This is a genomic window from Chromobacterium alkanivorans, assembly GCF_016937655.1.
Taxonomy (GTDB): Bacteria; Pseudomonadota; Gammaproteobacteria; order Burkholderiales; family Chromobacteriaceae; genus Chromobacterium; species Chromobacterium alkanivorans.
Map to the genome: position 1 here is coordinate 92,673 of NZ_JAFHKL010000015.1, position 25,306 is coordinate 117,978.

Here is a 25,306-nt window from a genome sequence, read left to right on the forward strand (position 1 = left end):
AGCCGAAATGATCGGGAGAGCGTGATGAGTTGGTGGAAATCAGCGGGGCAATCGCAAGGCAGTGACAAGAAGACACCGGCTCTCAAGCGTTCTCGCCTGTTGTTGCAGGCTCTGGAGCCCAGGTTGATGTTCGACGGCGCGGCGGCCGTGACGGCCGCCGCCGCCTCGGCGCACGCGGACGCGCCGCTGCCGGCGGAGCGTCCGGCCCCGGCGGAGGCGCCGCGGTCCGTCGCGGTGGAGCGCTTGGCGGAGAAGGTGGCCGCGGCGCTGGCGCCGGCAGCGCCGCCCAAGCAGGTGGTGTTCGTCGAGTCCAACGTCGCCAATTACCAAAGCCTGCTGGCGCAAATGCCGGCCGGCATGGAGGTGGTGATGCTCAACGCCGGCAAGGACGGCCTGAGCCAGATCGCCGAATGGGCCAAAACCCATCACGGCTACGCCGCCATCCACATCATTTCCCACGGTCAGAGCGGGGATCTGATGCTGGGCAGCATGGAGTTGACCACCGCCAAGCTGGACAGCCGCCAGGCGGATCTGAAACTCGTAGGCCAATCGCTGACGGCCAACGGCGACATTTTGCTGTACGGCTGCGACATAGGCGCCGGCAGCAGCGGCGCCGCCTTCGTCAGCGCGCTGGCCCGCTATACCCAGGCCGATGTGGCGGCGTCCACCGACGCCACCGGCGCGGCGCGGCTGGGCGGCGATTGGACGCTGGAGCGCAACAGCGGCCAAATCGACGTGGCTGGCTTGCACTTCTCTTACGACGCGCTGCTGGCGCGGCCGGTGACGGGCACTACCGACTTTACTTCCAAGGATGGCTACTCTTACAACCCTTCCGGCAGCGTGGTGAACGCCAGTGACGTTCTCGCCTGGGATTTCACGCTGCAACTGGGTGCCACCAATAACGGCGGCCAGACGATCATTGTCGAAAAAGTCGGTTCGGTGACCACGGAAACGGTGGACGGCTACAGCGACGGCACCATCCCCATCTCCTATTTCAGCGTCAAGTCCAATGACAACAGCCGCTTCACGCTGAATTCCATCGGCGTGGTGCTGAACGGCTACGATTCCGGCACCACCGGCGGCAATCTGCAGCTGGTCGGCTATATCAACGGCACCGCGGTCAGCGGCGCGACGCTGACGCTGAATGTGGGCGATGCCTTGCAGGGCAGCGGCGGCCTGGTGACCTTCACGGTGTCCGGCAACAGCGCTTTCCAGGGCATCGATTCCTTCCGGGTGCTGGCGGCCAACGGTCATACGGTGACCGGCATGATAGGCATAGGTGCCATCAACGCCATCAATTTCGGTTTCGCGCCGACGCTGACCGCCAGCGGCGGTTCCAGCGCTTACAGCAGCGGCACCGGCACTGCGGTGACGGTGGACAGCGGCATTACCCTGTCCGACTCCGACAGCAGCACCCAGGCCAGCGCCACCGTGTCCATCACCGGCAACTTCCACAGCGGCGAGGACGTGCTGGCCTTCACCAACAACGGCAGCACCATGGGCAACATCAGCGCCAGCTACAACAGCGGCACCGGGGTGCTGACGCTGACCTCCAGCGGCGCCACAGCCACGCTGGCGCAATGGCAGGCCGCCTTGCGCGCGGTCACCTATTCCGACAGCTCGCTGTCGCCCAACACCAGCTCCCGCACCATCAGCTTCGCCATCAACGACGGCGCGATCAACAGCAGCGCGGTGACCAAGACGGTGACGGTGGCGGCGGATTCCGCGCCGGTGATAGGCAATCTCAACGGCGACAACCCCACCTTCACCGAGAAGGGCGGCGCGGTGAAACTGGACGTGGGCACCGCGGTCACGGTGACGGACAGCGATACCCCCAACTTCAACAGCGGCAACCTGACCGTGCACATTTCCGCCAACGGCCAGAGCGGCCAGGATGTGCTGGGCGTGGACACCAGCGGCACGGTGTCCTTGTCCAGCGGCACCAGCGTGGGCAGCGTGGTGACGGTGGGCGGGGTGAGCATAGGCGTGATCGCCAGCAACGGCGACGGCGTCAGCGGCCATGATCTGATCGTCACCTTCAACAGCAACGCCATTCCGTCGCGGGTGGCCACGCTGCTGGCGGCGCTGACATACAACAACACCAGCAACGATCCCAACACCGCTACCCGCACCATCAATGTCAGCGTCAACGACGGCCGCGGCGGCACCGGTTCCAGCAATGTGACGGTGGCGGTGGCGGCGGTCAACGACGCGCCCACCGGCAGCGCCACCGCCGGCAATCCCACCTTCACGATGGGCGGCTCCGCGGTATCGGTGTTCAGCGGCGCCAGCGTCAGCGCCGTCGAATCCAGCCAGAGCGTGATTCTGCTGACGCTGACCGTGTCCGGCCTGCAAGACGGCAGCAATGAAATCCTGTCCATAGACGGCAGCAATGTGGCGCTGACCAACGGCAACTCGGTCACCACCAGCGGCAACGGCCTGAGCGTCACCGTCTCGGTTTCCGGCGGCACCGCCACCGTGTCCATCAGCAGCAGCGGCATCTCCGCCAGCACCGCCGGCAGCGTGATCAACGGCATCACCTATCGCGACAGCAGCGGCAGTCCCTCCATCGGCAACCGGGTGGTGACGCTGACCGGCGTCAAGGACGACGGCGGCACCAGCAACGGCGGCGTGGACACCACCACGCTGGCCGTGGCCTCCACCGTCAGCGTGGCGGTGGTGCCGGTGGTCACCACCAGCGGCGGCAGCGCGGCCTTCACCGCCGGCGACAACACGAGTTCCACCCCGGTGGCGGTGGACTCCGGCATCACGGTGAGCAATAACGCCGGCCCCACGCTGGCCAGCGCCACGGTGTCCATCACCGGCAATTTCCAGAGCGGGCAGGATGTGCTGGCCTTCACCAACGACGGCAGCACCATGGGCAACATCACCGCCAGCTACAACGCCGGCACCGGGGTGCTGACGCTGACCTCCAGCGGCGGCAGCGCCACGCTGGCGCAATGGCAGGCGGCCTTGCGCTCGGTCACTTACACCGACAGCGCGGTGACGCCCAACTCAGCCACCCGCACCGTCAGCTTCCAGGTCAACGACGGCAGCGCCAGCAGCGGCGTGGCCACGCGCACGGTGACGGTGACGCCCACCGATCAAACGCCGATCGCCACCGCCAGCGGCGGCAGCGCGGCCTTCACCGCCGGCGACAATACGGCTTCCACCCCGGTGGCGGTGGATACGGGCATCACGATCAGCGATCTGGACAACAGCACGCTGGCCAGCGCCACGGTGGCGATCACCGGCAACTTCCAGAGCGGCCAGGACGTGCTGGCCTTCACCAACACCAGCAGCAGCGCCTTCGGCAACATCACCGCCAGCTATAACGCCGGCACCGGGGTGCTGACGCTGACCTCCAGCGGCGCGACGGCGACGCTGGCGCAATGGCAGGCGGCCTTGCGCGCGGTCACTTACACCGACACCGCGGTGACGCCCAACACCGCCACCCGCACCGTCAGCTTCCAGGTCAACGACGGCAGCAAGAACAGCGCGGCGGTGACCCGCGGCGTGACGGTGACGGCCACCGACCAAACGCCGATCGCCACCGCCAGCGGCGGCAGCGCGGCCTTCACCGCCGGGGACAACACGGCTTCCACGCCGGTGGCGGTGGATACGGGCATTACGATCAGCGATCTGGACAACAGCACGCTGGCCAGCGCAAGGGTGTCCATCACCGGCAACTTCCAGAGCGGCCAGGACGTGCTGGCCTTCAGCAACACCAGCAGCAGCACCTTCGGCAACATCACCGCCAGCTATAACGCCGGCACCGGGGTGTTGACGCTGAGCTCCAGCGGCGCGACGGCGACGCTGGCGCAATGGCAGGCGGCCTTGCGCGCGGTCACTTACACCGACACCGCGGTAACGCCCAACACAGCCGCCCGCACCGTCAGCTTCCAGGTCAACGACGGCAGCAAGGACAGCGCGGCGGTGACCCGCGGCGTGACCGTGGCGGCCACCGATCAAACGCCGATCGCCACCACCACCGGCAGCGCCGGCGCCTATGTGGTGGGCGGCGCTGCCACGCCGGTGGACGGCGGCCTGACCGTGTCGGATCTGGACAACACCACCCTGGCCAGCGCCACGGTGGCGATTAGCGGCAACTTCCAGAGCGGCGAGGACGTGCTGGCCTTCAGCAACACCAGCAGCAGCACCTTCGGCAACATCACCGCCAGCTACAACGCCGGCACCGGGGTGTTGACGCTGACGTCCAGCGGCGCCACGGCCACCTTGGCGCAATGGCAGGCGGCGCTGCGCGCGGTCACTTACATCGACACCGCCGGCTCGCCCAACACCGCCACTCGCACCGTCAGCTTCACCGTCAACGACGGGACCAAGAACAGCGCGGCGGTCACCCGCAACATCGCCTTGCAACTGATGCCGCCCAGCGTCTCCGGCCTGACCAGCGGCACCGACACCGGTAGCAGCCATAGCGACGGCGTCACCAGCAACGCCACGCCCACGGTCACCGGCACCGGGATCGCCAACAGCCTTGTCATCATCTATGTGGACGGGGTGCCCATCGATAGCACGGTCGCGGACGGCAGCGGGGCCTGGAGTTACAGCTTTGTCTCCAGCCTGAGTTCCGGCGCGCACGCCATCACCGCCGTGGTTAGCAGCGGCGGCGTCAGCAGCGGCCAATCCAGCGCCTTCAACGTGGTGATAGACAGCAGCGCGCCGGCGGCGCCGTCCGGCGTGGCTTTGAGCACGGGGACGGACACCGGCAGCAATCACGGCGACGGAATCACCGGCAACAACCGGCCCACGGTCACCGGCACGGCGGAAGCCAACAGCACGGTCACGGTGTACGTGGACGGCACGGCGGTGGGCACGGCGACGGCGGACGGTAGCGGCGCCTGGAGCTACAGCCTGGGCAGTTCGCTGGCGGACGGCAATCACAGCATCCGCACCACCTCCACTGATCTGGCCGGCAACGCCAGCGGCCAATCGACGGCCTACATCATCACGGTGGACACCGTGGCGCCGGACAGCCCGGCCAATACCGGTCTGACCCAGGCCACCGACAGCGGCTCCAGCAACCGCGACGGGGTCACCAACGTCAATCGTCCCAGCATCACCGGCCTGGCCGAGGCGGGCAGCAAGGTGGCCGTGTTCATCGACGGCGTGCAGGTGGGCACCGCCACCGCCGACGGCGGCGGCGTCTGGCTGTTCAATCTGAGCCAGCCGCTGACGGACGGCAGCCACAGCGTGCGCGCCACGGCCACTGACACGGCCGGCAACATCAGCGCGCAGTCGGCCTCGTTCACCGTTGTCGTGGACACCACCACGCCGACGCCGCAGTCCTTCACCCGGCTGGACCCGGCTTCCAGCTCCGCCAGCAGCCTGCGTTACGACCTGGTGCTGAACAAACCCATCATCGGCTTGAGCGCCGGCGATCTGAGCGTGATCACCAGCGGCAGCGCCCGCGCCGACATCGGCAACATCGTCCGCATCAGCGACAGCCACTACGTGGTGCAGCTGACCGGGGTGAGCGGCGCCGGTTCGGTGGCGCTGGCGCTCAAGTCCGGCGCGGCGGCCGATCTGGCCGGCAACGTGACCCAGCAGCAGACGGTGGCGCCGGCGTATCAGTTGAGCCCCAACACCACCGTGGTGCTGCCGCCGCTGCCGCCGGCGGAAGCGCCGCCGCAGTCCAACGCGGCGCCGGTCATCAATATCGCGCCCATCACGCCCAATATCGTGTTGGCCGCGGTGAGCGGCGCGGGCAACGGCGGCAACGGCCCGGGCTCCGCGCCGACACCGCAAGGCCCGGCCGGCCCGCTGACGAGCAATCCCATCCAGCTCTCCTTCGGTCAGGATCGTTTCGCGCCGACGCCTAGCGAGCCGTTTGGACGCGGCAACGCCGGTCTGCCCTTCGTCTCCAATCTGGGCGGCACCGCCGGCGCGCCGCTGCAAGTGATGCCGGATCTGGGCGTGCGGCCGCTGGTGGCCGGCCAAGGCTTCAATTTCAGCCTGCCGCCCGGCACCGTGATCAGCCGCAATCCCGACGCGGTGCTGAACATCCAGGTGCGTCAGAGCAATGGTCAGCCGCTGCCGGCCTGGCTGAAGTTCGACCCGCAGACCGGCCGTTTCAGCGGCACGCCGCCGGCGGGCTGGAACCGGTCCTTGTCCTTGGAAGTGACGGTCAGCGACCAGAACGGCCACCGCGGCGTCACCCATATGCAGCTGAAAACCGGCGCGGGCGAGCAGGCGGCCGCGGCGACGGAAAAGGTCGCGGCGGCCGGCAAGCCGGCCTTGCACGAGCAGTTCCGCCAGCACGGCAGACCCGCCTTCGATCAGCAGATCGCCGGATGGCTGCAGACGGAGGACACGGTCTGAGCGCCGTCTCTCCACTAAACCAACAAACCGCACAGGGGACGATATGAACAAACAAACACAAGGGGGAGGGGCCGGCCGCGGCGTTCTTCGAACGCTGGCCGCGCTGACGGCGCTGGCCTTGTCCGGCTGCGCGGTCACGCCCGCGCCGATGAGCCTGGGCGATCGCCAGGCCACGCTGGCGGCGGACCGCCAGGCCATGTTCGGCAGCCAGGAGCCGTTGGCGGGGCCTGTGACTTTGCAAGAAGCGATGGCGCGCGCGCTGAAGTACAACCTGGACTACCGGGTCAAGCTGATGGAAGAGGCGATGGCGCAGCGCCAGCTGGACCTGTCCAGCCTGGACATGCTGCCCAAGCTGGCGCTGGCCGCCGGCTACACCGCACGCAACAAGGAAAACGCCTCTTCGTCGCAGAACGTGGCCACCGGCGAGCAATCGCTGGTGCCGTCCATCTCCTCGGAGAAGCGCAGCCATACCGCGGACCTCAATCTGAGCTGGAACGTGCTGGACTTCGGCGTCAGCTACTACACCGCGCAACAGCAGTCCGACCGGCTGCTGATCCTGCAGCAGCGCAAGCGCAAAGTGGCGCAGCAACTGATGCAGCAGGTGCGCGAAGCCTGGTGGCAGGCGGTGGGCGCGCAACAACTGGAAGGCCGCATCGATTCCTTGCTGGCCGAAACCAACCGCGCGCTGGAAGACGCGCGGCAGGTGGAGAAGCAGAAGCTGCGCGCGCCGCTGGAAGCGCTGAACTACCGCCGTCAGCTGCTGGACGTGATCCGCCAGATGGGCATGATCCGCAACGCGCTGGCCCAGGCCAAACCCAAGCTGGCCGCCATCATGAACGTGCCGCCCGGCACCGACTTCAAGGTGGCGGTGCCGGAAGGGCTGCCCACTCCGGCGCTGGGGCTGAAGCTGGAACAGATGGAGGAAATGGCCCTGCTGAACCGGCCGGAACTGAACGAGGCGCGCTACAACGAGCGCATCGGCGTCACCGAAACCCGCAAGGCCATCGCCAAGCTGCTGCCTGGCTTGGAATTCAGCATCGGCCAGAACTACGACAGCAATAAATTCCTGGTCAACAACTCCTGGAGCGACGCCGGCCTGCGCATCAGCTGGAACCTGCTCAATCTGTTCAGCGCCGGGCCGATCACCAAGGCCGCCGACGCCCAGCTGCAAGTGGCCAAGACCCAGCGCATGGCGTTGAACATGGCGGTGTTGACCCAGGTGCACGTGGCCTATCTCGACCTCAAGGGCCGCTCGCGCCAGTTCGCGCTGGAGCAAGAGCTCAACGACGTGGAACAGCGCATCTACGTGCAGAACCGCAACGCCACCGACAGCGGCGTGCAGGGCCGCCTGCCGGCGATCCTGGCCGACGCCAACGCGGTGTTCTCCACGCTGCGGCTGTACCAGAGCTACGGCGATCTGCAAAACGCCTACGGCCAGATGGGCTCCAGCCTGGGGATGGACCCGCTGCCGGAAAGCACGGCCAGCTATGAGCTGCCGGCGCTGGCCGCGGCCTTCAAGGGCGCGGAAACCCGGTGGCAGGGTCAGGTGGCGGGGAGCAAGCCATGAGGTTGACGGTACTTAGGCTTGCCGCCTGCCTGCTGGCGGCCGCCTGCGCCCAGGCGGCGACGCCGCCGGCCAAACCGTCGGCGCCGGTGACCAACGCCAGCGACGGCCGCATCCGCGTGCAACTGATGGCGCGCAACGCCGTCACCCTGTCCGGCGAAGTGGCCGCCAAGATCGCGGCCTTGCCGGTGCCGGAGGGCGCCAGCTTCAGCAAGGGGCAGGCGCTGGTGCAGTTCGACTGCGGCAGCTACCGCGCCCAGCTGCGCAAATCCCAGGCCTCGCTGGAGGCGGCCAGCCAACTGCTCAAGGTGAACAACCAGCTGGCCAAGCTCAATTCCGCCGGCGTGCTGGACGTGGCCCAGGCCCAGGGCAAGGCCAAGGAGGCGGCCGCCGACGCCAGCTATATGCAGACCATAGTCGGCAAATGCGTGATCAGCGCGCCGTTCAACGGCCGCGTGGCGCGCCGCATCGCCGCCGTGCACCAATACGTCAGCCCCGGCAACCCGGTGCTGGACATCGTCGATTCCGGCTCGCTGGAGCTGCGCATGCTGGTGCCGTCCAAATGGCTGGCCAAACTCAAGCCCGGCAGCAAGTTCACCGTGGCGGTGGACGAGCTGGGGGCCAGCTTCCCGGCCAGGATAGAACGCCTGGGCGCGCAGATCGATCCGGTCAGCCAGTCCATCCTCGCGGTGGGCGTCATCGAGGGCAACGGCGCCAGCCTGCTGCCGGGGATGAGCGGCTGGGCCAGCTTCAAGTAGGCCGTGCATGGGGCACGCCGATAGAAGCCGGGAACTGGCCGGCCTGCTGCAATTGCTGCACCGCGCGCGCGACGCGGTCAGCGCCGAGCAGTTGGGCTTCATCATCGTCAACGAAAGCCAGCAATTGCTGCCCTACCGCCAGGCGGCGGCATGGCGCGAAGGCCTGCATCGCCACGTGACGGCGCTGTCCGGCCTGGCGGAGCTGGACCCCACCGCGCCCTATATGCAATGGCTGTCCCGAGTGTTCCGCCATCTGGCGGAGTCCGGCGGGCCGGAGGTCGGGCAGGACAGCCGCGCGCTCGAGGCCGGCGACCTGCCGACGGCGCTGGCCGAGGACTGGTCGTCCTGGCTGCCGGCCCACGCGCTGTGGCTGCGCCTGGGCGAGCAGGGCGCCTGGCTGCTGGCGCGGGAACTGCCGTGGAGCGATTACGAGCGCAAGCTGGCGGAAGAGCTGGCCCACGGCTACGGCCACGCGCTGTTGCGCTTCGCGCCCAAACGCAACTGGCGGGAGCTGGCGCGGCAATGGCTGCGGCCCGGCCGCAAGCAGCGCCGGCTGCTCATCGCCGCGCTGTTGCTGGCCTGCATGCCGATACGTCTCAGCGTGCTGGCGCGCGGCGAGGTGACGCCGCAAAACCCGGTGCTGCTGCGCGCGCCGCTCAGCGGAGTGATAGACCGCATCCAGGTGCAGCCCAACCAGCGGGTCAAGGTCGGCGATCCCTTGTTCGATCTGGACGCCACCTCGCTGGCCGGCCAGTTCGCCATGGCCGCGCGCGAACGCGATGCCGCGCAGGAAAGCTTCCGCGCCAGCGCCCAGCTGGCGGTCACCGACGACAAGGGCAAGCTGGCCATGGCGCAGGACCGCGCCAAGCTGGAAGAAAAAAGCATCGCCGCCGAATACACCGGCCTGGAGCTGCAAAGGCTGCACGTCACCGCGCCCAGCGCCGGCGTGGTGGTGTTTTCCGACCGCAACGACTGGCAGGGCAAGGCGGTGACGGTGGGCGAAAAGGTGATGACGCTGGCCGATCCCGCCCATGTGGAACTGGCCGCCTGGCTGCCGGCGGCGGAGGCCATAGACGTGGCGCCCGGCGGCAAGATCACGCTTTATCCCAACGCTTCGCCCACCGAGTCCTACGACGCGGAAATCCTCCGCGTCGCCTACAAGGCCGAGGCGGTGGAGGGCGGCCTGCTCGCCTACCGGCTGCAAGCCCGCTTCGTCGACGGCGACAAGCCGCGGCTGGGGCAGATGGGCACCGCCCGCGTTTACGGCGACTGGGTGCCGCTGGTCTATTACGCCTTACGCCGGCCGCTGACCGCCGCGCGGCAATGGTTGGGGTGGTGAGCATGCGGTCCCCCGCTTTGCCCGCGCTGCGCCAGGAACTGACGCTGCACCCCGGCCCGGCGCTGGCCGACGGCGCGCCCAGCTGGACCTTGCACGACCCCTGCGCCCATCGCTTCTACCAATTGGGTTGGGCCAGTTTCGAAATCCTGTCGCGCTGGCAGTTGGGCACCGCCGAGGCGGTGCTGCAAGCCGTCAACGAAGAAACCACGCTGAGCTTGGGCGCCGAGGATATCGAGGCGGTGCTGTTGTTCCTGTCCCGCCATCAGCTGCTGCAGGCCGCCAGCGCCGAGCAGAACGCCTGGCTGTGGCAGCTGCGCGAGGCCAACCGCCCCAGCCGCGCGATGTGGCTGTTGAAGAACTATCTGTTCTTCCGGGTGCCGCTGCTGCGGCCGGAGGCGCTGCTCAATCGCCTGCTGCCGTGGACCGGCTGGCTGTTCCACCCGCGCTTCTGGCTGGCGATGGCCGCGGTGCTGGCGCTGGCGTTGGCGCTGGTGTCGCGGCGCTGGGACGAGTTCACCCACACCTTCTCCGCCTACGGCGGCGTCAGCGCCGCCATCGGCATCGGCCTGTCGCTGAGCCTGGCCAAAATCCTGCACGAAATGGGCCATGCGCTGACCGCGCGCCACTTCGGCTGTCGGGTGCCGGCCATGGGCGTGGCCTTCCTGGTGATGATGCCGGTGCTTTACACCGACACCAATGACGCCTGGAAGCTCAACAGCCGCCGCCAGCGGCTGTTGATAGGCGGCGCCGGCATGTTGGCGGAACTGGTCCTGGCCGCTTGGGCCACGCTGTTGTGGAGCTTCCTGCCGGACGGCCCGCTGCGCGCCGGCGTCTTCCTGCTGGCCACCACCACCTGGCTGGCGACGCTGGCGATCAACGCCAGCCCCTTCATGCGCTTTGACGGCTATTTTCTGCTGGCGGATTACCTGGGCCTGCCCAATCTGCACAACCGCTCCTTCGCGCTGGCGCGCTGGCGGCTGCGCAAAACGCTGTTGGGCCTGGACGATCCGGTGCCGGAGCATTTTCCGGCCGCGCGCCGGCGCGGCTTGATCCTGTTCGCCTGGGCCACCTGGCTGTACCGGCTGGTGCTGTTCCTGTCCATCGCCTTCCTGGTCTACCACCTGTTCTTCAAGGCGCTGGGCATCCTGTTGCTGGCGGTGGAGCTGGGCTGGTTCATCGCCCGGCCCGTGGTCGGCGAGCTGATGGTGTGGTGGCAGCGCCGCGCGGATCTGCGCTGGGGCCGGGAAACCCGCCGCAGCGCCGCGGCGCTGCTGATCCTGATGCTGGCGCTGATCCTGCCCTGGCAGCGCGAAGTGGCCAGCCCGGCGGTGATGGGCGCGCTGCAATCGCAGGGCCTGTACGCGCCGGCGACGGGCGAGGTGGCCGAAGTCCTGGTGCGCGACGGCCAGCTGGTCAAGGCGGGGCAGGTCATGGCCAGGCTAGGTTCACCGATGCTGGAGGCGCAGCTGGCGCTGGCCGGCGCCCGCGAGCGGGATCTGGCCTGGCAGACCGCGCAGCAGCCGTTCGATCCGGAACTGCAGCAGCGCGGCCCGGCCTTGCGTAAGCAATGGCAGGTGGCGCAGGAGCAGGTGGCCGCCTTGCGCCAGCAGATGGCCCGGCTCACTCTGACCGCGCCTTTCGCCGGCCGTGTCGTGGACGTCAGCGAGGCGCTGCGCGCCGGCACCGCGCTGGCCGAGGGCGAGCATCTGCTGGACGTGGTGGGGCCGGACGGCGTCAAGGGCGAGGCCTTTGTCGACGAGGCCGCGCTGGCCGGGCTCAAGCCGGGGCATGTCGCCCGTTTCGTCGCCGACGGCGGCGAGTTCTGGAGCGTGGAGTGCCGGCTGGGCCAGATAGACCGTCTCAATCTGCCGCTGCTGGATCAGCCCTTGCTGGCCTCCACCTATGGCGGGCCGATTCCCACCGAGCAGCGCGACCGCGGCCTGGTGCCGCTGGCGGCCACCTTCCGCGTGCGGCTGGAGCGCTGCGAGCGCGGCGCGGCGCCGCTGCGGGAACTGGCCGGGGTGGCGCGCTTGCGGGGTGAGCGCTACAGCTTGCTGGAGAGAGGGACGCGGCAGTTGTTGGCGGTGTTGCGGCGGGAGGGCGGGCTGTAGCGCGGCTTGTGTCGTCCTATCCGCAAGGCCTTGCGCGCAGGAGCGCGCACTACGAAGTCGGGCGCGCCGCCGGCGCGCCCCATAACGGGTTTTGGAAAGGAGCCGTTCGCCATGTCTTCATTCTTGAACACTTCCTCGCTGGCCGAAGGCCTGCATCTGCGCCCGGCGCGGCATCACGACGAGGCCTTCATCGCCGGCCTCTATCGCAGCGCCCGCCCGGACCTGCAGCTGATAGACGGCGAGGAGGAACTGATCCGCACCGTGCAGGAGCAGCAGTACCAGGTGTTGCAACGCGGCGCAGGCGACAACTACCCGGACGCGATGCATTTCGTCATCGAAAAAACCGGCGCCAACGTCGGCGTGGTGATGGTGGATTTCGGCCATAACGAAGTGCGCATCATCTTCCTGGCCATGGTGCCGGAGGCGCGCGGCCTGGGTTACGGCAAAGAGGTGTTGATGGGCTTGCAGCAGGCGGCCTGGCAAGTGCGCGCGCCGCTGGCGGTGGTGGTGTGGCACAGCAATGTGCAGGCGCGCCGGCTGTATCACCAGTTGGGCTTCGTGCTGGAAGAGGCCGGCGACATGGCGGACAAGCTGGTGTGGCGGCCGGAGCGCCATTCGCCGCAGGGCGAGGCGCGGGTCGGCCTGTAGCGTCGCCGGCTCCGGCCGGCTTGGAGCTTGTGCACTGTCCGCTGCGCGGGCCCGCCATGGAGTCGGCGAGTAGGTTTTCGAAACGCTCATACATGCCGTATGAGCGTTTCGTTTTCTCGGCCGCCGGGCCTTGCTTCGCTCTTGCCCGGCGGGCCTGCGAACAGGCGCTTAGTTGAAGGGCAGCTGAAAGTAGGCCAGCGCCGGGTCGCGTCCGGCGGGAATCACCCGGCCTATCCATACCAGGTCCAGGCGGATGGCGTCGCTGTGCTCGGTGGCGGGCAGTTCCAGCTGGCCCACCGCATCCGCCAGGTCGGTGGCGCCTTCGGCTGCCAACTCCACCACGAAGGGGGTGCGCCGCGCGGTCTGGTGCGGCGATTGCGCTTGCGGCCGCAGCTTGACGGCCTGCACTTGCAGCGAAATATCGGGATGTTGCGGATTGCGGAAGATGCAGTGCTTGCCGAGCAGATGCATGAAGTCTTCGGCTTGGACGGTGGCGAGCATGGCGATGTCCCCTGAAGGCAAAGGCCGCCGCTCCCGCGGAGGAGAGGCGGCCGGGAGCGGCCGGAGGCCGCGTATTGTGATTATGGACGAACCGGATACAGGCCGTTGATGGCGATACAGAAATTCAGCGCCAGGAAGGGGTTGAGCACGCTGACCGGAGCGTTGCCGCCGGTCAGATCGGTATTGCCGGTGGCGGACAGGCCTTGCACCGATACCGGATTGTTCAGCGCGGTGGACCAGATGGTGGCGAGACCGGTGCCGGCGCCGGAAGCGCCCAGATAGGGGTTGCTGGAACTGGGCGCGCTGGCCGGAGTGGCCGGCGTGGGCGTGCCGGCGGCGTGGAAGGTCACCGCCATGGAGGTGGCGGTATGGGAGTGAGCCGGCAGGTTGGCCACGCTGAGCGCCACGTTCTGGGTGCCGCCGAACTGACCGGGGTTGTAGGCCGGCAGATTGTAGGCGGGCTGGGCGGGGCCGGTGCCTATGGCCATGCGGCCGGTCAGATTGGGCAGCTTGAAGTTTTGCGACGCGGTGCCGCCGTAGAGCGTGCCCAGCAGCGAGTACAAGGCCTCGTACTGCGATACCTGGTAGGTCTGGCCCTGGCACAGCGCCCAGTCTTGCGGCGCGTAATTGAAGCCGTAGACCGTGATGGTGCCCATGTATGCGTCCATGTATTCCTCCTGCGAGTGATCCGCCTGGCGGCTGCCAGATGGGAAAGCCGTGTCAAAGAGAGGCCGGCTGCCGCGCTTGGGGGCCGCCCCGGCTCAGCGGAGCGTCGCGGCGGCCGAGGTTTCGAAAGCGCTTGTCCTAGGTGTAGCCCAGCGTTCCGCTAATGCAATACGCATTTGTACTTGTTATTTTTTCAGGATTTATCTGCTATGGGTTCGTTCCGAGATCATAAAAAATACAATCGGCATGGTCTATTCGCTGCGCTTTAGTGAATGTGTTTAATAGATTGCGGTGCCGCGGCATCGCCGCCTAAGATGTCGGCATGCCTGTCTTGATCGCTCTGTTGTGCGGCATCGCCGCCTGCGCCGTCTTGCCGGCTTTGCCCGCCGCGGCGGGCTGTCTGGTGGGCCTGGCCGCGGGCGCGGCGGCGTTGGCCGCCTGCCTGCCGTCGCGGTTGCGGCCTTGGGCGGCGCTGGCGCCGGCCTTCCTGCTGGGGCTGGGCTACGCCGCCTGGCGCGCCGAGCACCGCCTGGCGCAGCAGCTGCCGGCCGATTGGCAGCAGCGGCCGGTCGTCTTTATCGGTGAGGTGCGCGGCCTGCCGCAGCCCGGCGAGTACGGAACGCGCCTGACCATGGAGGTGGAGCGCACGCTGACGCCGGGCGTGAAGTTGCCGCAGACGGTGAGGCTGACGGATTTTCGCGGGCGGGAGTGGCCGACGGGCAGCCGCTGGCGGGCGGAAGCTCGCTTCAAGCGCAGCCGCGGCACGGCCAATCCCTTCGGTTTCGACGTCGAGCAATGGCAGTGGTCGGAAGGAGTGCTGGCCACCGGCTCGCTGGGGCCGGGGGAGCGTCGGCTTGAGGACAGCCGCGCGCCGTTGGTCCAGGTGGACCGAGTGCGCGCCGCCTTGGTGGCGCGTGTCGAACGGGTGTTGGGCGAATCGCGCGAGGCGGCGCTGATCGCCGCCTTGACGGTGGGCGCGCAGCAGCGGGTGGCGCGCGAGGATTGGCGCTTGTTCGCCGCCACCGGCCTGACGCATTTGATCTCGATTTCCGGGCTGCACATCACCATGCTGGCGGGCCTGGCCGCGGCGGCGCTGGCTTGGCTGTCGCGGCGGCTGCCGACTTTCGGCTTTCCGCCGCGCTTGTTGATCGCCGGCGGGGCGTTTCTGACGGCGGCGGCCTATGCCTTGCTGGCCGGCTTATCGGTGCCGACTCAGCGCACGCTGTTCATGCTGGGCGTCGGGCTGGTCGCCCTGTGCCTGCGCCGCGGCCTGTCTCCGTTCCGCATCTGGTGGCTGGCCCTGGCGGTCGTCTTGCTGATCGATCCTTTCTGCGTGCTGGCGCCCGGCGTCTGGCTGTCCTTCGGACTGGTGGCGGCCTTGATGGCCAGTTCCATCGCCAGACGCCGCGCGCCGGGCAAATGGCGGGCGGCGTTGGCGGGGCAGTGGGCGGCCGGGGTATGCACGCTGGCGCCGCTGGTCTGGTGGTTCGGCGGTATCCCGCTGGTGTCGCCGCTGGCCAACGCGCTGGGCATCCCCTATGTGTCGCTGCTGTTGACGCCGTTGGCCTTGGCCGCCGTTTTGCTGCCGCTGGAATGGCCGCTGCATTGGGCGGCCTGGCTGGCGCGCGGCTTTTTTTGGGGGGTGGAGCGGCTGGCGCAAGCGCCGCCCATGCCTTTGGCCGGAACGCCGCTGCCGCTGTTCTTGCTCGCCTTGCTGGGGTCGGTGTGGCTGATCGCGCCGCGAGGGGTGCCGGGGAAAGGGCTGGCGGCCTTGCTGCTGCTGCCGATGTTGCTCTACCGGCCGCCGCCGCCGGCCTTGGGCGAATTTCGCGCCACCATGCTGGATGTGGGCCAGGGCTTGGCGGTGCTGGTGCAGACCCGGGATCGCGCGCTGTTGTTCGATACCGGCCTCGGCGGGGCCGAGAGGGTTCTCTTGCCGCAGTTGCGCGGCCTGGGCGTGAAGAAGCTGGACGGCCTGGTGTTGTCGCACCATCACAGCGATCACGACGGCGCGGCGGCGGAGCTGGCCGCCGCCATGCCGCCGGGGCGGGTGCTGGCGGGCCAGCCGGAGTCGCTGGCGGAATTGGGCTTGAGCGGAGAGGGGTGCCGGCTCGGCCAGAGCTGGGCGTGGGATGGCGTGCGCTTCGATGTGCTGGGCCCGCCGGATGCGGCGCCCGCCAATGATGAGAACGCGCGCAGCTGCATCCTGCGGGTGGCCGGCATGCGGCATGCCTTATTGCTGAGCGGCGACGCGCCGGAGGCTGTGGAGCGGGCGCTGGCGGGGCAGCCGGGCCTGCGGTTGCGCAGCACGGTGCTGGCCGCCGGCCATCATGGCAGCCGCACCGCCACCGGCGCGGCTTGGCTGGCGGCGGCGCGGCCGGAGGTGGTCTTGATCAGCGCCGGCTATTTGAACCGTTACCGTCATCCGCATCCGTCCGTGCTGAGGCGGGCGGAGGAGGCCGGCGCCGCGGTGCTGCGCACCGACCTGGACGGCGCGCTGACGCTGGAGTTCGGCGACGGGGTGGAGTGGAGTTGCCTGCGCGACAGTCAGCGCCGGTATTGGCGCGAGCGCGGCGATTGCGGCGAGCCGCCCTGAGCGGGCCGCGAACGGATGCTTAGTCCTGGCTGTTGACGTGGGCGACCACGATATTGCCCCGGCCTTGGTAGTGCAGGCCGTCGAAGGACAGCTTGCGCGCGATCAGGATGCCGCGCCCGTGGCTGGACATCAGCGAGGCGGGTTCGGCGTTCTGGTAGCGCTCCCAGTCGAAGCCTGCGCCCATGTCGCTGATAGTGAAGCGCATCTGTTCCGGTTCGCGGCTGAAGTCCACGCTGATCTGGCGCTGCCCCATCACCGGGTCCTGCATGCGGCGGGCCAGCTCGGCTTCCCACTGTCCCTCGGCCATATAGTGGCTTTTCTCGTCGAAGCTGATGTCCAGGTTGCCGTGCTCGATGGCGTTGACCAGCAGCTCGAACAGGCCGGTGGCCACCCGCTCCGGATGGGCGCAGGTTTTGGCCAGCAGGGCGGTGACGGTCTGGGCTTCCTTGTGGCTGCGGCAGGTGAAGGTGGCCTTGTTCAGGTGGCGCAGGGCGTCGACGTGCAGATTGGCCAGCTCGCGGAAATGGGCGTAGCGGTCCCAGTGGCCTATCGCGGCTTCGACGATGGCCAGCAGCATGTCGCGGGAAAACGGCTTGGTCAGATAGTAGAAGGCGCCGGCGGCCAGCCCTTCCTGCACACTGGAGGCCGCGCCCATGGCGGTTTGCATGATGACCGGCAAAAACTCCAGCCGCGGCTCGCTTTTGATGCGTTTGAGCACGTCGAAGCCGCTGATGCCGGGCATCATCTTGTCCAGCAGCACGGTGGAGAAGGTTTCGCCTTCGCGCTGCAGGATGGCCAGAGCGGTTTCGCCGTCCTCGGCCTGGACCACCTCGTGGCCGGCGTCCTGCAGCAGCTCGGCCATCAGCTCCAGGTTGAAGGGTTCATCGTCAACGAGCAGTAGTTTGTGGGGCATGGTTGGGGTCCTCCGTGGCGCCGGCCGGCCCGGTGCGCGGAATGATGAAGGTGAACAGCGCGCCGCGTGTCGGCAAATTGCTGGCGAAGATGCGGCCATGATGGGCCGTGATGATTTCGCGGCAAATTGCCAGACCCAGGCCGGTGCCGCCGGCGCCGGTCTTGGTGCTGCTGCTCTGGATGAATTTGTCGAAAATGCTTTCCAGTTCGGATTCCGGCACGCCGGGGCCGGTGTCTTCCACGGTGACGAGGATGTTCTCCCCGTCGGCGTCTTGGCGCAGCCCGGCGTTGACGTAGATTTCGCCGCCGTGCGGACTGAACTTGATGGCGTTGGACAGCAGGTTGCGCATCACTTGGCCGATGCGGAAGGGGTCGATGTCGGCGTTCAACTGTTCCGACGAGCAGTTCAGGTAGATGCGGATTTCGTTGAGCGCGGCCAGCGGCGTCATTTCGTCGCAGATGTCGTGCAGGCATTGGCACAGATTATTGCGGCCTATGCTGTACTCCATGCGGCCCACTTCCATCTTGGCCAGGTCGAGCAAATCGTTGAGCAGGGTCAGCAGCCGGTTGCCGCTGCTCTGGATGCGGCTGAAGTATTGCGCCATTTTGTCGTCGTGCTGCCCGCGCGAGCGGGCTTGGCCCATTTCGGTGAAGCCCAGGATGGCGTGCAGCGGCGTGCGCAGCTCGTGGGACATATTGGCCAGGAATTCGGTCTTGGCGCGGCTGTTTTCCTCGGCCAGCACCTTGGCGTGGCGCAGGGTTTCCTCCAGCGCGCGCTGGGCGGAAAAATCCTGGTACAACCAGATGGTGCCGAGCTTGGGCACCGAGGGATTGATGGCCTTGCCGTACAGCCGGCACCAGAACAGCTTGCCGGTGCCGGTGCGCAGCCTTTGCTCGGTCTGCACCACCTTGCCGTCGTTGAGCAGGCTGTACAACGCCTTGCCGGTACGCTCCCACTGCTCAGGCGATTCGAAAAAGGGCAGGGTGCTGTGGCCGAGGACGACTTCTTCGCGCTGCTCGAACAGGTCGAGGAAGGCGCGGTTCACCTGGAGCAGGTTGCGGTCCACGATGTAGGCCATTGCCATCGGGCTGGCGTCCAGCAGCGCGGACAGCTGGCGGCTTTGCACCTCGACTTGCTCGGCCAGGCTGTTTTTCAATTCGATCAGCGCCGCTTCCTGTTCCTTGCGAATGGAAATGTCGCGGCAGACCACCACGTAGAACCAGTCGTCCGGCAGGGTGACCCGGCTGAGGGACAACTCCACCGGCAGCATGTGCTCGTCGCTGCGGCGCAAGCTGGCCTCGAACGGCCGGCCTTCGTGCTCCTGGGCGATGTGCTCGAAGCTGCGCGCCGGGTTGCGGTCGTACAGCTCGTCCAGCAGCTTGCCTATCGGCAGTTGACGCACCATGTCCGCGGACTGGCCGATCAGCCGCACCGCCGCCGGGTTGATCTGCAAGACCAGGCCCTGGTGGTCGATCAGCATGATGGCGTCGGAACTGGCCTGCAGGATGGCGCGCTGGCGCGCCTCGCTCTGCGCCAGCGCCTGTTCCGACATCACCCGGTCGTTGATCTGCTCGCGCAGCGTGCGGGTGTTCATTTCCAGCTGCTGCTGGCTGCGCTTGAGCTGATCCTGCATCCGGCGGCGGGACTGGGCCTGCTGTTGCTGGAACCAGAACATCGCCAGCAAGAAGCCGGCGGTGGTGGCCAGGATGGCCCAGTGGGTCAGGCGCATGCCGGGATTGGCCACGCCTTGCGGATAAGCGCCGAACAGCAACTCGTTGCCGCCCAGATTGTGGCGGATGGTGTACAAGGGCGGCGTGGACGGCAGCGGCCGGGTGGGTTGGGAGTCCAGCAAGGGCGCGTCGGGCTGCTCCTGGGTCCAGGCGACGATGCGCACATGGCGCAAGGGGCTGGCGGTGCCGGGCTCGCGCTGGCTGTCCTGGATCAGCTTGTCCTTGCGCAGATTCAGCAGCAGCAGGGTGTTGTCGTCGTTCAGCCGCACGACGATGTCCAGGCGGCTGCCGTTGCTGCCCGGCAGCGTGGTCGGCATCAGCACCGGCTGGGTGCTGTGGCGGGCCAGGTCCATCTTGCGGCGGGCGTTGCCTATGCCGCCCAGGTCCAGGCCTTGCGGCAGGGCGTTGCTGTCGTCCGGCAGGTAGCCGGAAACCGGGTAGTACAGCGGTCGGCGCGGACTGGGTGCCAGGTGGCGGTCTTGCAGCACGCGTATGCTGTTGGCGATGCGGCTTTCAAACGCCTCGCGCTGCTCCGGGCGCACGTATTCGATGATGCCCAGGCCGCCGAAGGGGGTGTCGTCGCGTATGGTGCTGCGCGCGAGCACGGCCAGCGAGCGCGGCTGCGGGCTGTTGGCCAGGCTTTGCGCCAGCACGGCGGAGTGATCCAGCATCGCCTGCATCCGCACGCGCAGCAGCTCGGCGCTCAATTCGCCCCAGTAATGCTGACGGTCGATGAGCTCGGCGCGCTCATCGTTGATCATCAGCCAGTATTCGGCGGACAGCAGGCCGACGCTCAGCAGGCCGCTGACCACCAGCGAGCTCAGGCGATTCAAGGAGAGCGGCCCCCGCGCGAGCCGGCGAGCGGCGGAACCGGGACGCTAGGCCCGCCGCCCATCCTGCGCCAGCTCCTGGTAAAGGGCCTCGAACTCGCGCGATAGTTTGTGGCGCGGGTCCAGGTACACCATGGGAAGCGCCGCATCGTGTGACTCCCGGATTTTCACGGATGAAGACAGCGGAGAGGACAATACCGGCAGTCCTTCTTGCTTGAGCTCCTCCACCAGGCGTACCGGCAGGCTGGCCCTAGCCTGGAACTGGTTGACCACGATGCCTTCGATGAACAGCTCGGGGTTGTGGTCGGCGCGAATTTCCTCGGTGTTTACTTTCAGGTTATAGAGGGCCTGGCGGGAAAAGGCATCGCAGTCGAAGGGAATCAGGCAGCGGTCGGCGGCGATCAGCGCCGAGCGGGTGAAGAAGTTCAAGGCCGGCGGGGTGTCGATCCAGATCTCGTCGAACTGCGCGCTCAAGCTGTCCAGCGCTTCCTTGAGCTTGAACATCTTGTAGCGGGCCTCCAGCTTGCCCATCAGCTCGGAGAGCTCGGGGTGGGAGGCCAAGAGGCTGAGGCCGGACAGCGGCGTGGCGCGGACGAAGTCGACGGGCTCCTTGCTGAACATGGAAATGTTCAGCATCTGCTCGAACAGGCCGGCCAGCGAAGGCGCCTCGTCCCGGGCGGCGGGCCCCAGCAGATAATGGCTGGCGTTGCCTTGCGGGTCCAGGTCCACCAGCAGCACCCGTTTGCCCTGTTTGGCGGCGACGGCGGCCAGGTTGACGGTAATGGTGGACTTGCCCACCCCCCCTTTTTGATTGAAGACCACTCGTCGGATCGCTTGCATGGGTGCTCCAGGCATGGGGCCGGTTGGGCGGCGGGGCCGCTACGCAGAAGACGCCCGCTTGCGTCTTGGCGCGCCGCGGGGCCGGGCCGCGCGCGAGCGGGCAGGGCGAAGCGGGCTTAGAACCTGTTTACGATCTGCTGCGCGTCGGCGATACGGCGTTGAAAACTGCTTCGAAATGCTCATGTACCGTTTGTACATTCCGCTTTCTCAGCCGTATTCGCCTTGTCTCGCTGTAGCTCGCGAGATCGTAAACACGTTCTTAGAACCCGGGATCGCCCTTGCAGACCAGCAACATCTGTTGATAGCTGGCCGAATTCTGCACCACCGGCATAGGTTTTATCTGAGCGTCATTATAGGTGAAGCTGGCGATCTGGCGGCCGTTCTCATCGAACAACACCATGTCCAGCAGGCGGAAAGTGCGCTGCGAACAGTCGATCTGCCAAGTATTGATCGACACCTTGTGGCGCGGCGTGGACAGGAAGTTTTCCTTCTTCAGATTGAAGATGGTTTTGCGGTCGCGAAAACTGACCAGCTGGCCTTGCTTGCGGACCGACAGCTTGTCCAGCTCGTTCAGGATGTTGCCGTTGGGGGAGACCCCCAGGTTTTGCCAATCGGCGTTGGCCGGGCTGGCGCCGGACTGCGCGGGTTTGCCGACGGTCGACGGGCTGGGTGCTTTGCTGGGAGCGCTGGCGCAGCCGCTGATCACTGCGGCCGCCAACAGGACGGGCCAAATATTACGCATTGATGCCTCCACGAAATCGTCGGTCAGTGTCGCACAGCCGCAGAAAGGCTCCAAGTCCGGCGCGCGGAGCGGCTGGCGCGGCGGCCGACTGAGCTTGGCGGCGGGTTGCCTTCGACAGTACTGCGGCGCAAAAAATCCGCAATGCCATATAAGTATTTTTTTGCCAGAAAACGCCAAAAATAAATGTAAAAAAAGGAACTTCGCGAGTCTCCCACAGGTCCATGGTAGTGCGAGAGCATTTTTCCTCTTCGTTTCACATTGTCTCCATCCAACTTTATGGCCGCTGCACTCCAGCGGCCCTTTTTTTGCCTATTGAACCGGGGGCGGGACGCTGCCGGCCACTTGCCGTACAATAGGCGCCTTCTCGCAAGAAGACGGCTTATGCAGGACGCGCTCTCCCTACTCAATAATATCTTCGGCTATCCCGAATTCCGCGGGCAGCAAGGGGAGATTGTCGATCACGTCGCCCAGGGCGGCCACGCGCTGGTGCTGATGCCCACCGGCGGCGGCAAGAGCCTCTGCTTCCAGATTCCCGCGCTGATGCGCCCCGGCGTCGCCATCGTGGTGTCGCCGCTGATCGCGCTGATGCAGGACCAAGTGGCCACCCTGGTCGAACAGGGCGTGGCCGCCGCCTGTCTCAATTCCGCCACCCCGCTGGACGAAGCGCGCGACATCGCGCGCCAGGCGCGCGCCGGTTCGCTGGACCTCCTGTACGTGGCGCCGGAGCGTTTGCTGACGCCGCGCTTCCAGGAGTTCGTGTCGCAGCTGAACATCAGCCTGTTCGCCATCGACGAGGCGCACTGCGTCAGCCACTGGGGCCATGACTTCCGCCCGGAATACCAGCAACTGGGCTTTCTGGCCGAGCGTTTCCCGCAAGTGCCGCGCATCGCGCTGACCGCCACCGCCGACGAACAGACTCGCGCCGACATCATCCACTACCTGAAGCTGCAGGACGCGCGCGTCTTCCTGTCCAGCTTCGACCGGCCCAATCTGTTCTATCAGGTGGTGGAAAAGCACAACGCCAAGAAGCAGCTGCTCGATTTCATCCGCAACGAATATCCGGGCAGCGCCGGCATCGTCTACTGCCTGTCGCGCAAGCGCGTGGAAGACACCGCGCAATGGCTGTGCGACAACGGCATCCACGCGCTGCCCTATCACGCCGGCCTCAGCCATCAGCAGCGCGAGGCGAATCAGCGCGAATTCCTGCGCGACGAAGGCGTGGTCATGGTCGCCACCGTCGCCTTCGGCATGGGCATAGACAAGCCGGACGTGCGCTTCGTCGCCCACATCGACATGCCCAAGAGCCCGGAAAACTTCTATCAGGAATCCGGCCGCGCCGGCCGCGACGGCCTGCCCGCCGCCAGCTGGCTGTGCTACGGGCTCAACGACGTGGTGCAACTGCGGCAGATGATAGAAGGCGGCGAAATGGCCGAGCTGCAGAAACAGGTGGAATTGGGCAAGCTCGAAGCCATGCTGGCTTTCTGCGAAGCCGCCTCCTGCCGCCGCCAGCACATCCTGGCGCACTTCGGCGAACAGAGCCGACCCTGCGGCCATTGCGACAACTGCCTGCATCCGCCCATCACCTTCGACGCCACCGTCGCGGTGCAAAAGCTGCTGTCCTGCATTTACCGGGTGGAACAGCGCTTCTCCGCCGGCCACGTGATCGACGTGCTGCTGGGTCGCGCCAACCAGAGCGTCGGCCATTACGGCCACGACAAGCTGTCCACCTTCGGCATCGGCCGCGACTACAACCAGCGCGTCTGGCGCTCCATCATTCGCCAGTTGGTGGCGCGCAAGCTGCTGCACGTCGACATCGCCCGCGGCCAGTCGCTGGTGTTGAGCGACGAATGCCGCGCCGTGCTCAAAGGCCAGGAAAAAGTCTATTTGCGGCCGTTGGCCGACGACAAGGCGACGCGCAGCACCGCCAGCGCCGACCGCTGGCTGCGCACCGAGCGCGAAGAGCGGCTGTGGCAGGCGCTGCGCGGCTGGCGCCGGCAGATGGCGGACGAACACAATGTGCCGGCCTACGCGGTGTTCTCGGACCGCACCCTGCGCGACCTGGTGGAAAAGCACCCGACCTCCCGCGCCGGCCTGGCCAAGGTGTATGGACTGGGCGAACTCAAGCTGGCGCGCTACGGCGAGGCGCTGCTCGAATTGTTGAGCGCGGCGGCGGCCGAGGCAGGTTGATCCGTCGGCCGTTTTAGTTTCCGGTCCGGCGGAACAAATCCGCTACAATCGATGCGAATAATATTGATTGATCTGGAGCGATAGATGGCAGTAAACCTCAAGCCCGTCAGCGGCGAGCATCTCTTCCCCGTTCCCGGCGTGGAACTGAGCGTCGCCGCCGCCGGCATCAAGAAAGCCGACCGCAACGACGTGTTGGTCATCCGTCTGGACAAGGGCAACACTGTTGCCGGCGTGTTCACCCAAAACCGTTTTTGCGCCGCTCCGGTGCAAATCTGTAAAAAGCATCTGGACGCCGGCGTGCAAATCCGCGCGCTGGTGATCAACACCGGCAACGCCAACGCCGGCACCGGCGAACAAGGCCGCAGCGACGCGCTGCAAGTCTGCCGGACGCTGGCCGATGAGCTGGGCTGCCAGCCCGAACAGATCCTGCCCTTCTCCACCGGCGTCATTCTGGAGCCGCTGCCGGTGGACAAGATCGCCGCGGCGCTGCCGAGCCGGCAAGGTGCGGACTGGGCCGACGCAGCCTGCGCCATCATGACCACGGACACCGCGCCCAAGGCGGTCAGCGCCCGCCTGACGCTGGACGGCCACCCGGTCACCATCACCGGCATCTCCAAAGGCGCCGGCATGATCCATCCCAATATGGCCACCATGCTGGGCTTCATCGCCACCGACGCCGCGGTGACCCGCCCGGTACTGCGCCAGTTGGTGAAGGAAGTGGCCGATGTTTCCTTCAATTGCATCTCGGTGGACGGCGACACCTCCACCAACGACAGCTTCATCCTGATCTCCACCGGGCAGAGCGGCGGGCCGCTGATCGACTCTCCGCTGCAGGCCGCCTACCAGGCGCTCAAGGCGGAGTTGATTCAAGTCGCCACCGCGCTGGCCCAGGCCATTGTCCGCGACGGCGAAGGCGCCACCAAGTTCATCACCGTCAAGGTCGAGGGCGGCCGTTCGTTCGAAGAGTGCAAGGACGTCGCATACGCCATCGCGCGCTCCCCGCTGGTGAAAACCGCTTTCTTCGCCTCCGATCCCAATCTGGGCCGCCTGCTGTGCGCGATAGGCTACGCCGGCGTGCAAGACCTGGACGTCGATCGCCTGGAACTGTATCTGGACGAGGTGCTGGTCGCGGTCGACGGCGGACGCAATCCTCTATATAGGGAAGAAGACGGCCAACGCGTGATGGCTCAGCCGGAAATCCTGGTGCGGGTGAAGCTGCGGCGCGGCGCGGCGGAGGCCACGGTCTGGACCTGCGACTTCTCTTATGATTATGTGAAGATCAATGCGGACTACCGCAGCTGAGCGCGGCGTTTGAGCCGTTTTGGCATGGACGCTGGCCCGGAAGTCGGTCTTAGCCTCGAAAAAGCCCCGTAAATCGGGGCTTTTTCGCATTCAGCGCGCCTCCTCGACACGGAGCCAGGCAGGGCGGGCGCGAGAAATCGTTCTTGCTCAAAATGACCGCTTCTTTACAAATCAACGGTTTGGCGGAGTTGTTTGCGAAAACTCCATCTTTTTTCAAATTAGGTGTTGACGGAGGTA

General features: G+C 66.9%; 16 protein-coding genes. 9 read left to right on the forward strand and 7 right to left on the reverse strand.

The genetic code is table 11. The annotated features are described in order from the left end of the window. The first annotated feature begins 126 nt into the window (after nucleotides 1–126). The 6 genes from JW897_RS21310 to JW897_RS21335 all read left to right on the forward strand — a co-directional run bounded on the left by JW897_RS21310 (nucleotide 127) and on the right by JW897_RS21335 (nucleotide 12,762). Nucleotides 127–6,342: a DUF4347 domain-containing protein gene (locus JW897_RS21310; protein ID WP_240352319.1), complete on the forward strand. Its 6,216-nt coding sequence runs from the start codon at nucleotides 127–129 to the stop codon at nucleotides 6,340–6,342. Between the two features lie 43 nt (nucleotides 6,343–6,385). After that, complete coding sequence (locus JW897_RS21315) at nucleotides 6,386–7,909, forward strand: TolC family protein (protein ID WP_048415549.1); 1,524 nt, start codon at nucleotides 6,386–6,388, stop codon at nucleotides 7,907–7,909. After that, nucleotides 7,906–8,664, forward strand: a complete 759-nt coding sequence (locus JW897_RS21320) for an efflux RND transporter periplasmic adaptor subunit (RefSeq protein WP_205467554.1) — start codon at nucleotides 7,906–7,908, stop codon at nucleotides 8,662–8,664. Before JW897_RS21315 ends, JW897_RS21320 begins: the two co-directional genes overlap by 4 nt. A 7-nt stretch (nucleotides 8,665–8,671) precedes the next feature. After that, nucleotides 8,672–10,003, forward strand: a complete 1,332-nt coding sequence (locus tag JW897_RS21325) for an efflux RND transporter periplasmic adaptor subunit (RefSeq protein ID WP_205467555.1) — start codon at nucleotides 8,672–8,674, stop codon at nucleotides 10,001–10,003. A gap of 2 nt (nucleotides 10,004–10,005) precedes the next feature. Then, a complete protein-coding gene (locus tag JW897_RS21330; protein WP_205467556.1) occupies nucleotides 10,006–12,114 on the forward strand; it encodes a site-2 protease family protein in 2,109 nt (702 codons plus the stop codon). 111 nt (nucleotides 12,115–12,225) lie between these two features. Then, nucleotides 12,226–12,762 (forward strand): GNAT family N-acetyltransferase, encoded by a 537-nt coding sequence (locus tag JW897_RS21335; protein WP_048415546.1) that lies wholly within the window; start codon nucleotides 12,226–12,228, stop codon nucleotides 12,760–12,762. A gap of 168 nt (nucleotides 12,763–12,930) precedes the next feature. Here the strand turns inward: JW897_RS21335 and JW897_RS21340 are convergent, their stop codons facing one another. Beyond that, nucleotides 12,931–13,263 (reverse strand): hypothetical protein, encoded by a 333-nt coding sequence (locus JW897_RS21340; protein ID WP_048415545.1) that lies wholly within the window; start codon nucleotides 13,261–13,263, stop codon nucleotides 12,931–12,933. A gap of 80 nt (nucleotides 13,264–13,343) precedes the next feature. Beyond that, nucleotides 13,344–13,931 (reverse strand): phage tail protein, encoded by a 588-nt coding sequence (locus JW897_RS21345; RefSeq protein ID WP_048415544.1) that lies wholly within the window; start codon nucleotides 13,929–13,931, stop codon nucleotides 13,344–13,346. A gap of 320 nt (nucleotides 13,932–14,251) precedes the next feature. Between JW897_RS21345 and JW897_RS21350 the strand changes: the two genes are divergently transcribed. Then, the gene (locus tag JW897_RS21350; RefSeq protein ID WP_205467557.1) at nucleotides 14,252–16,525 is read left to right on the forward strand and encodes a DNA internalization-related competence protein ComEC/Rec2; all 2,274 of its coding nucleotides are present in this window, start codon (nucleotides 14,252–14,254) and stop codon (nucleotides 16,523–16,525) included. 19 nt (nucleotides 16,526–16,544) lie between these two features. On the opposite strand, the gene JW897_RS21355 is transcribed toward JW897_RS21350, so the two are convergent. The 5 genes from JW897_RS21355 to JW897_RS21375 all read right to left on the reverse strand — a co-directional run bounded on the left by JW897_RS21355 (nucleotide 16,545) and on the right by JW897_RS21375 (nucleotide 21,803). Continuing rightward, nucleotides 16,545–17,438 carry an ATP-binding response regulator gene (locus tag JW897_RS21355; protein WP_048415542.1) on the reverse strand — a complete coding sequence of 298 codons (894 nt, stop codon included), beginning with the start codon at nucleotides 17,436–17,438 and terminating at the stop codon, nucleotides 16,545–16,547. Then, the gene (locus tag JW897_RS21360) at nucleotides 17,413–20,001 is read right to left on the reverse strand and encodes a sensor histidine kinase (protein ID WP_048415541.1); all 2,589 of its coding nucleotides are present in this window, start codon (nucleotides 19,999–20,001) and stop codon (nucleotides 17,413–17,415) included. The genes JW897_RS21355 and JW897_RS21360 overlap by 26 nt, the downstream gene beginning before the upstream one ends. Nucleotides 20,002–20,046: 45 nt before the next feature. Further along, nucleotides 20,047–20,838, reverse strand: coding sequence for a ParA family protein (locus JW897_RS21365; RefSeq protein WP_082159133.1), 792 nt, complete (start codon nucleotides 20,836–20,838; stop codon nucleotides 20,047–20,049). 259 nt (nucleotides 20,839–21,097) lie between these two features. Then, the gene (locus tag JW897_RS21370; RefSeq protein ID WP_048415540.1) at nucleotides 21,098–21,580 is read right to left on the reverse strand and encodes a surface-adhesin E family protein; all 483 of its coding nucleotides are present in this window, start codon (nucleotides 21,578–21,580) and stop codon (nucleotides 21,098–21,100) included. Further along, nucleotides 21,573–21,803 (reverse strand): hypothetical protein, encoded by a 231-nt coding sequence (locus JW897_RS21375; protein ID WP_205467558.1) that lies wholly within the window; start codon nucleotides 21,801–21,803, stop codon nucleotides 21,573–21,575. The genes JW897_RS21370 and JW897_RS21375 overlap by 8 nt, the downstream gene beginning before the upstream one ends. A gap of 158 nt (nucleotides 21,804–21,961) precedes the next feature. Between JW897_RS21375 and recQ the strand changes: the two genes are divergently transcribed. Beyond that, on the forward strand, nucleotides 21,962–23,767 hold the full coding sequence (gene recQ / locus JW897_RS21380; RefSeq protein WP_205467559.1) for a DNA helicase RecQ: 1,806 nt from the start codon (nucleotides 21,962–21,964) through the stop codon (nucleotides 23,765–23,767). A gap of 84 nt (nucleotides 23,768–23,851) precedes the next feature. Continuing rightward, on the forward strand, nucleotides 23,852–25,069 hold the full coding sequence (argJ, locus tag JW897_RS21385) for a bifunctional glutamate N-acetyltransferase/amino-acid acetyltransferase ArgJ (protein WP_205467560.1): 1,218 nt from the start codon (nucleotides 23,852–23,854) through the stop codon (nucleotides 25,067–25,069). The last annotated feature ends 237 nt before the right edge of the window (nucleotides 25,070–25,306 follow it).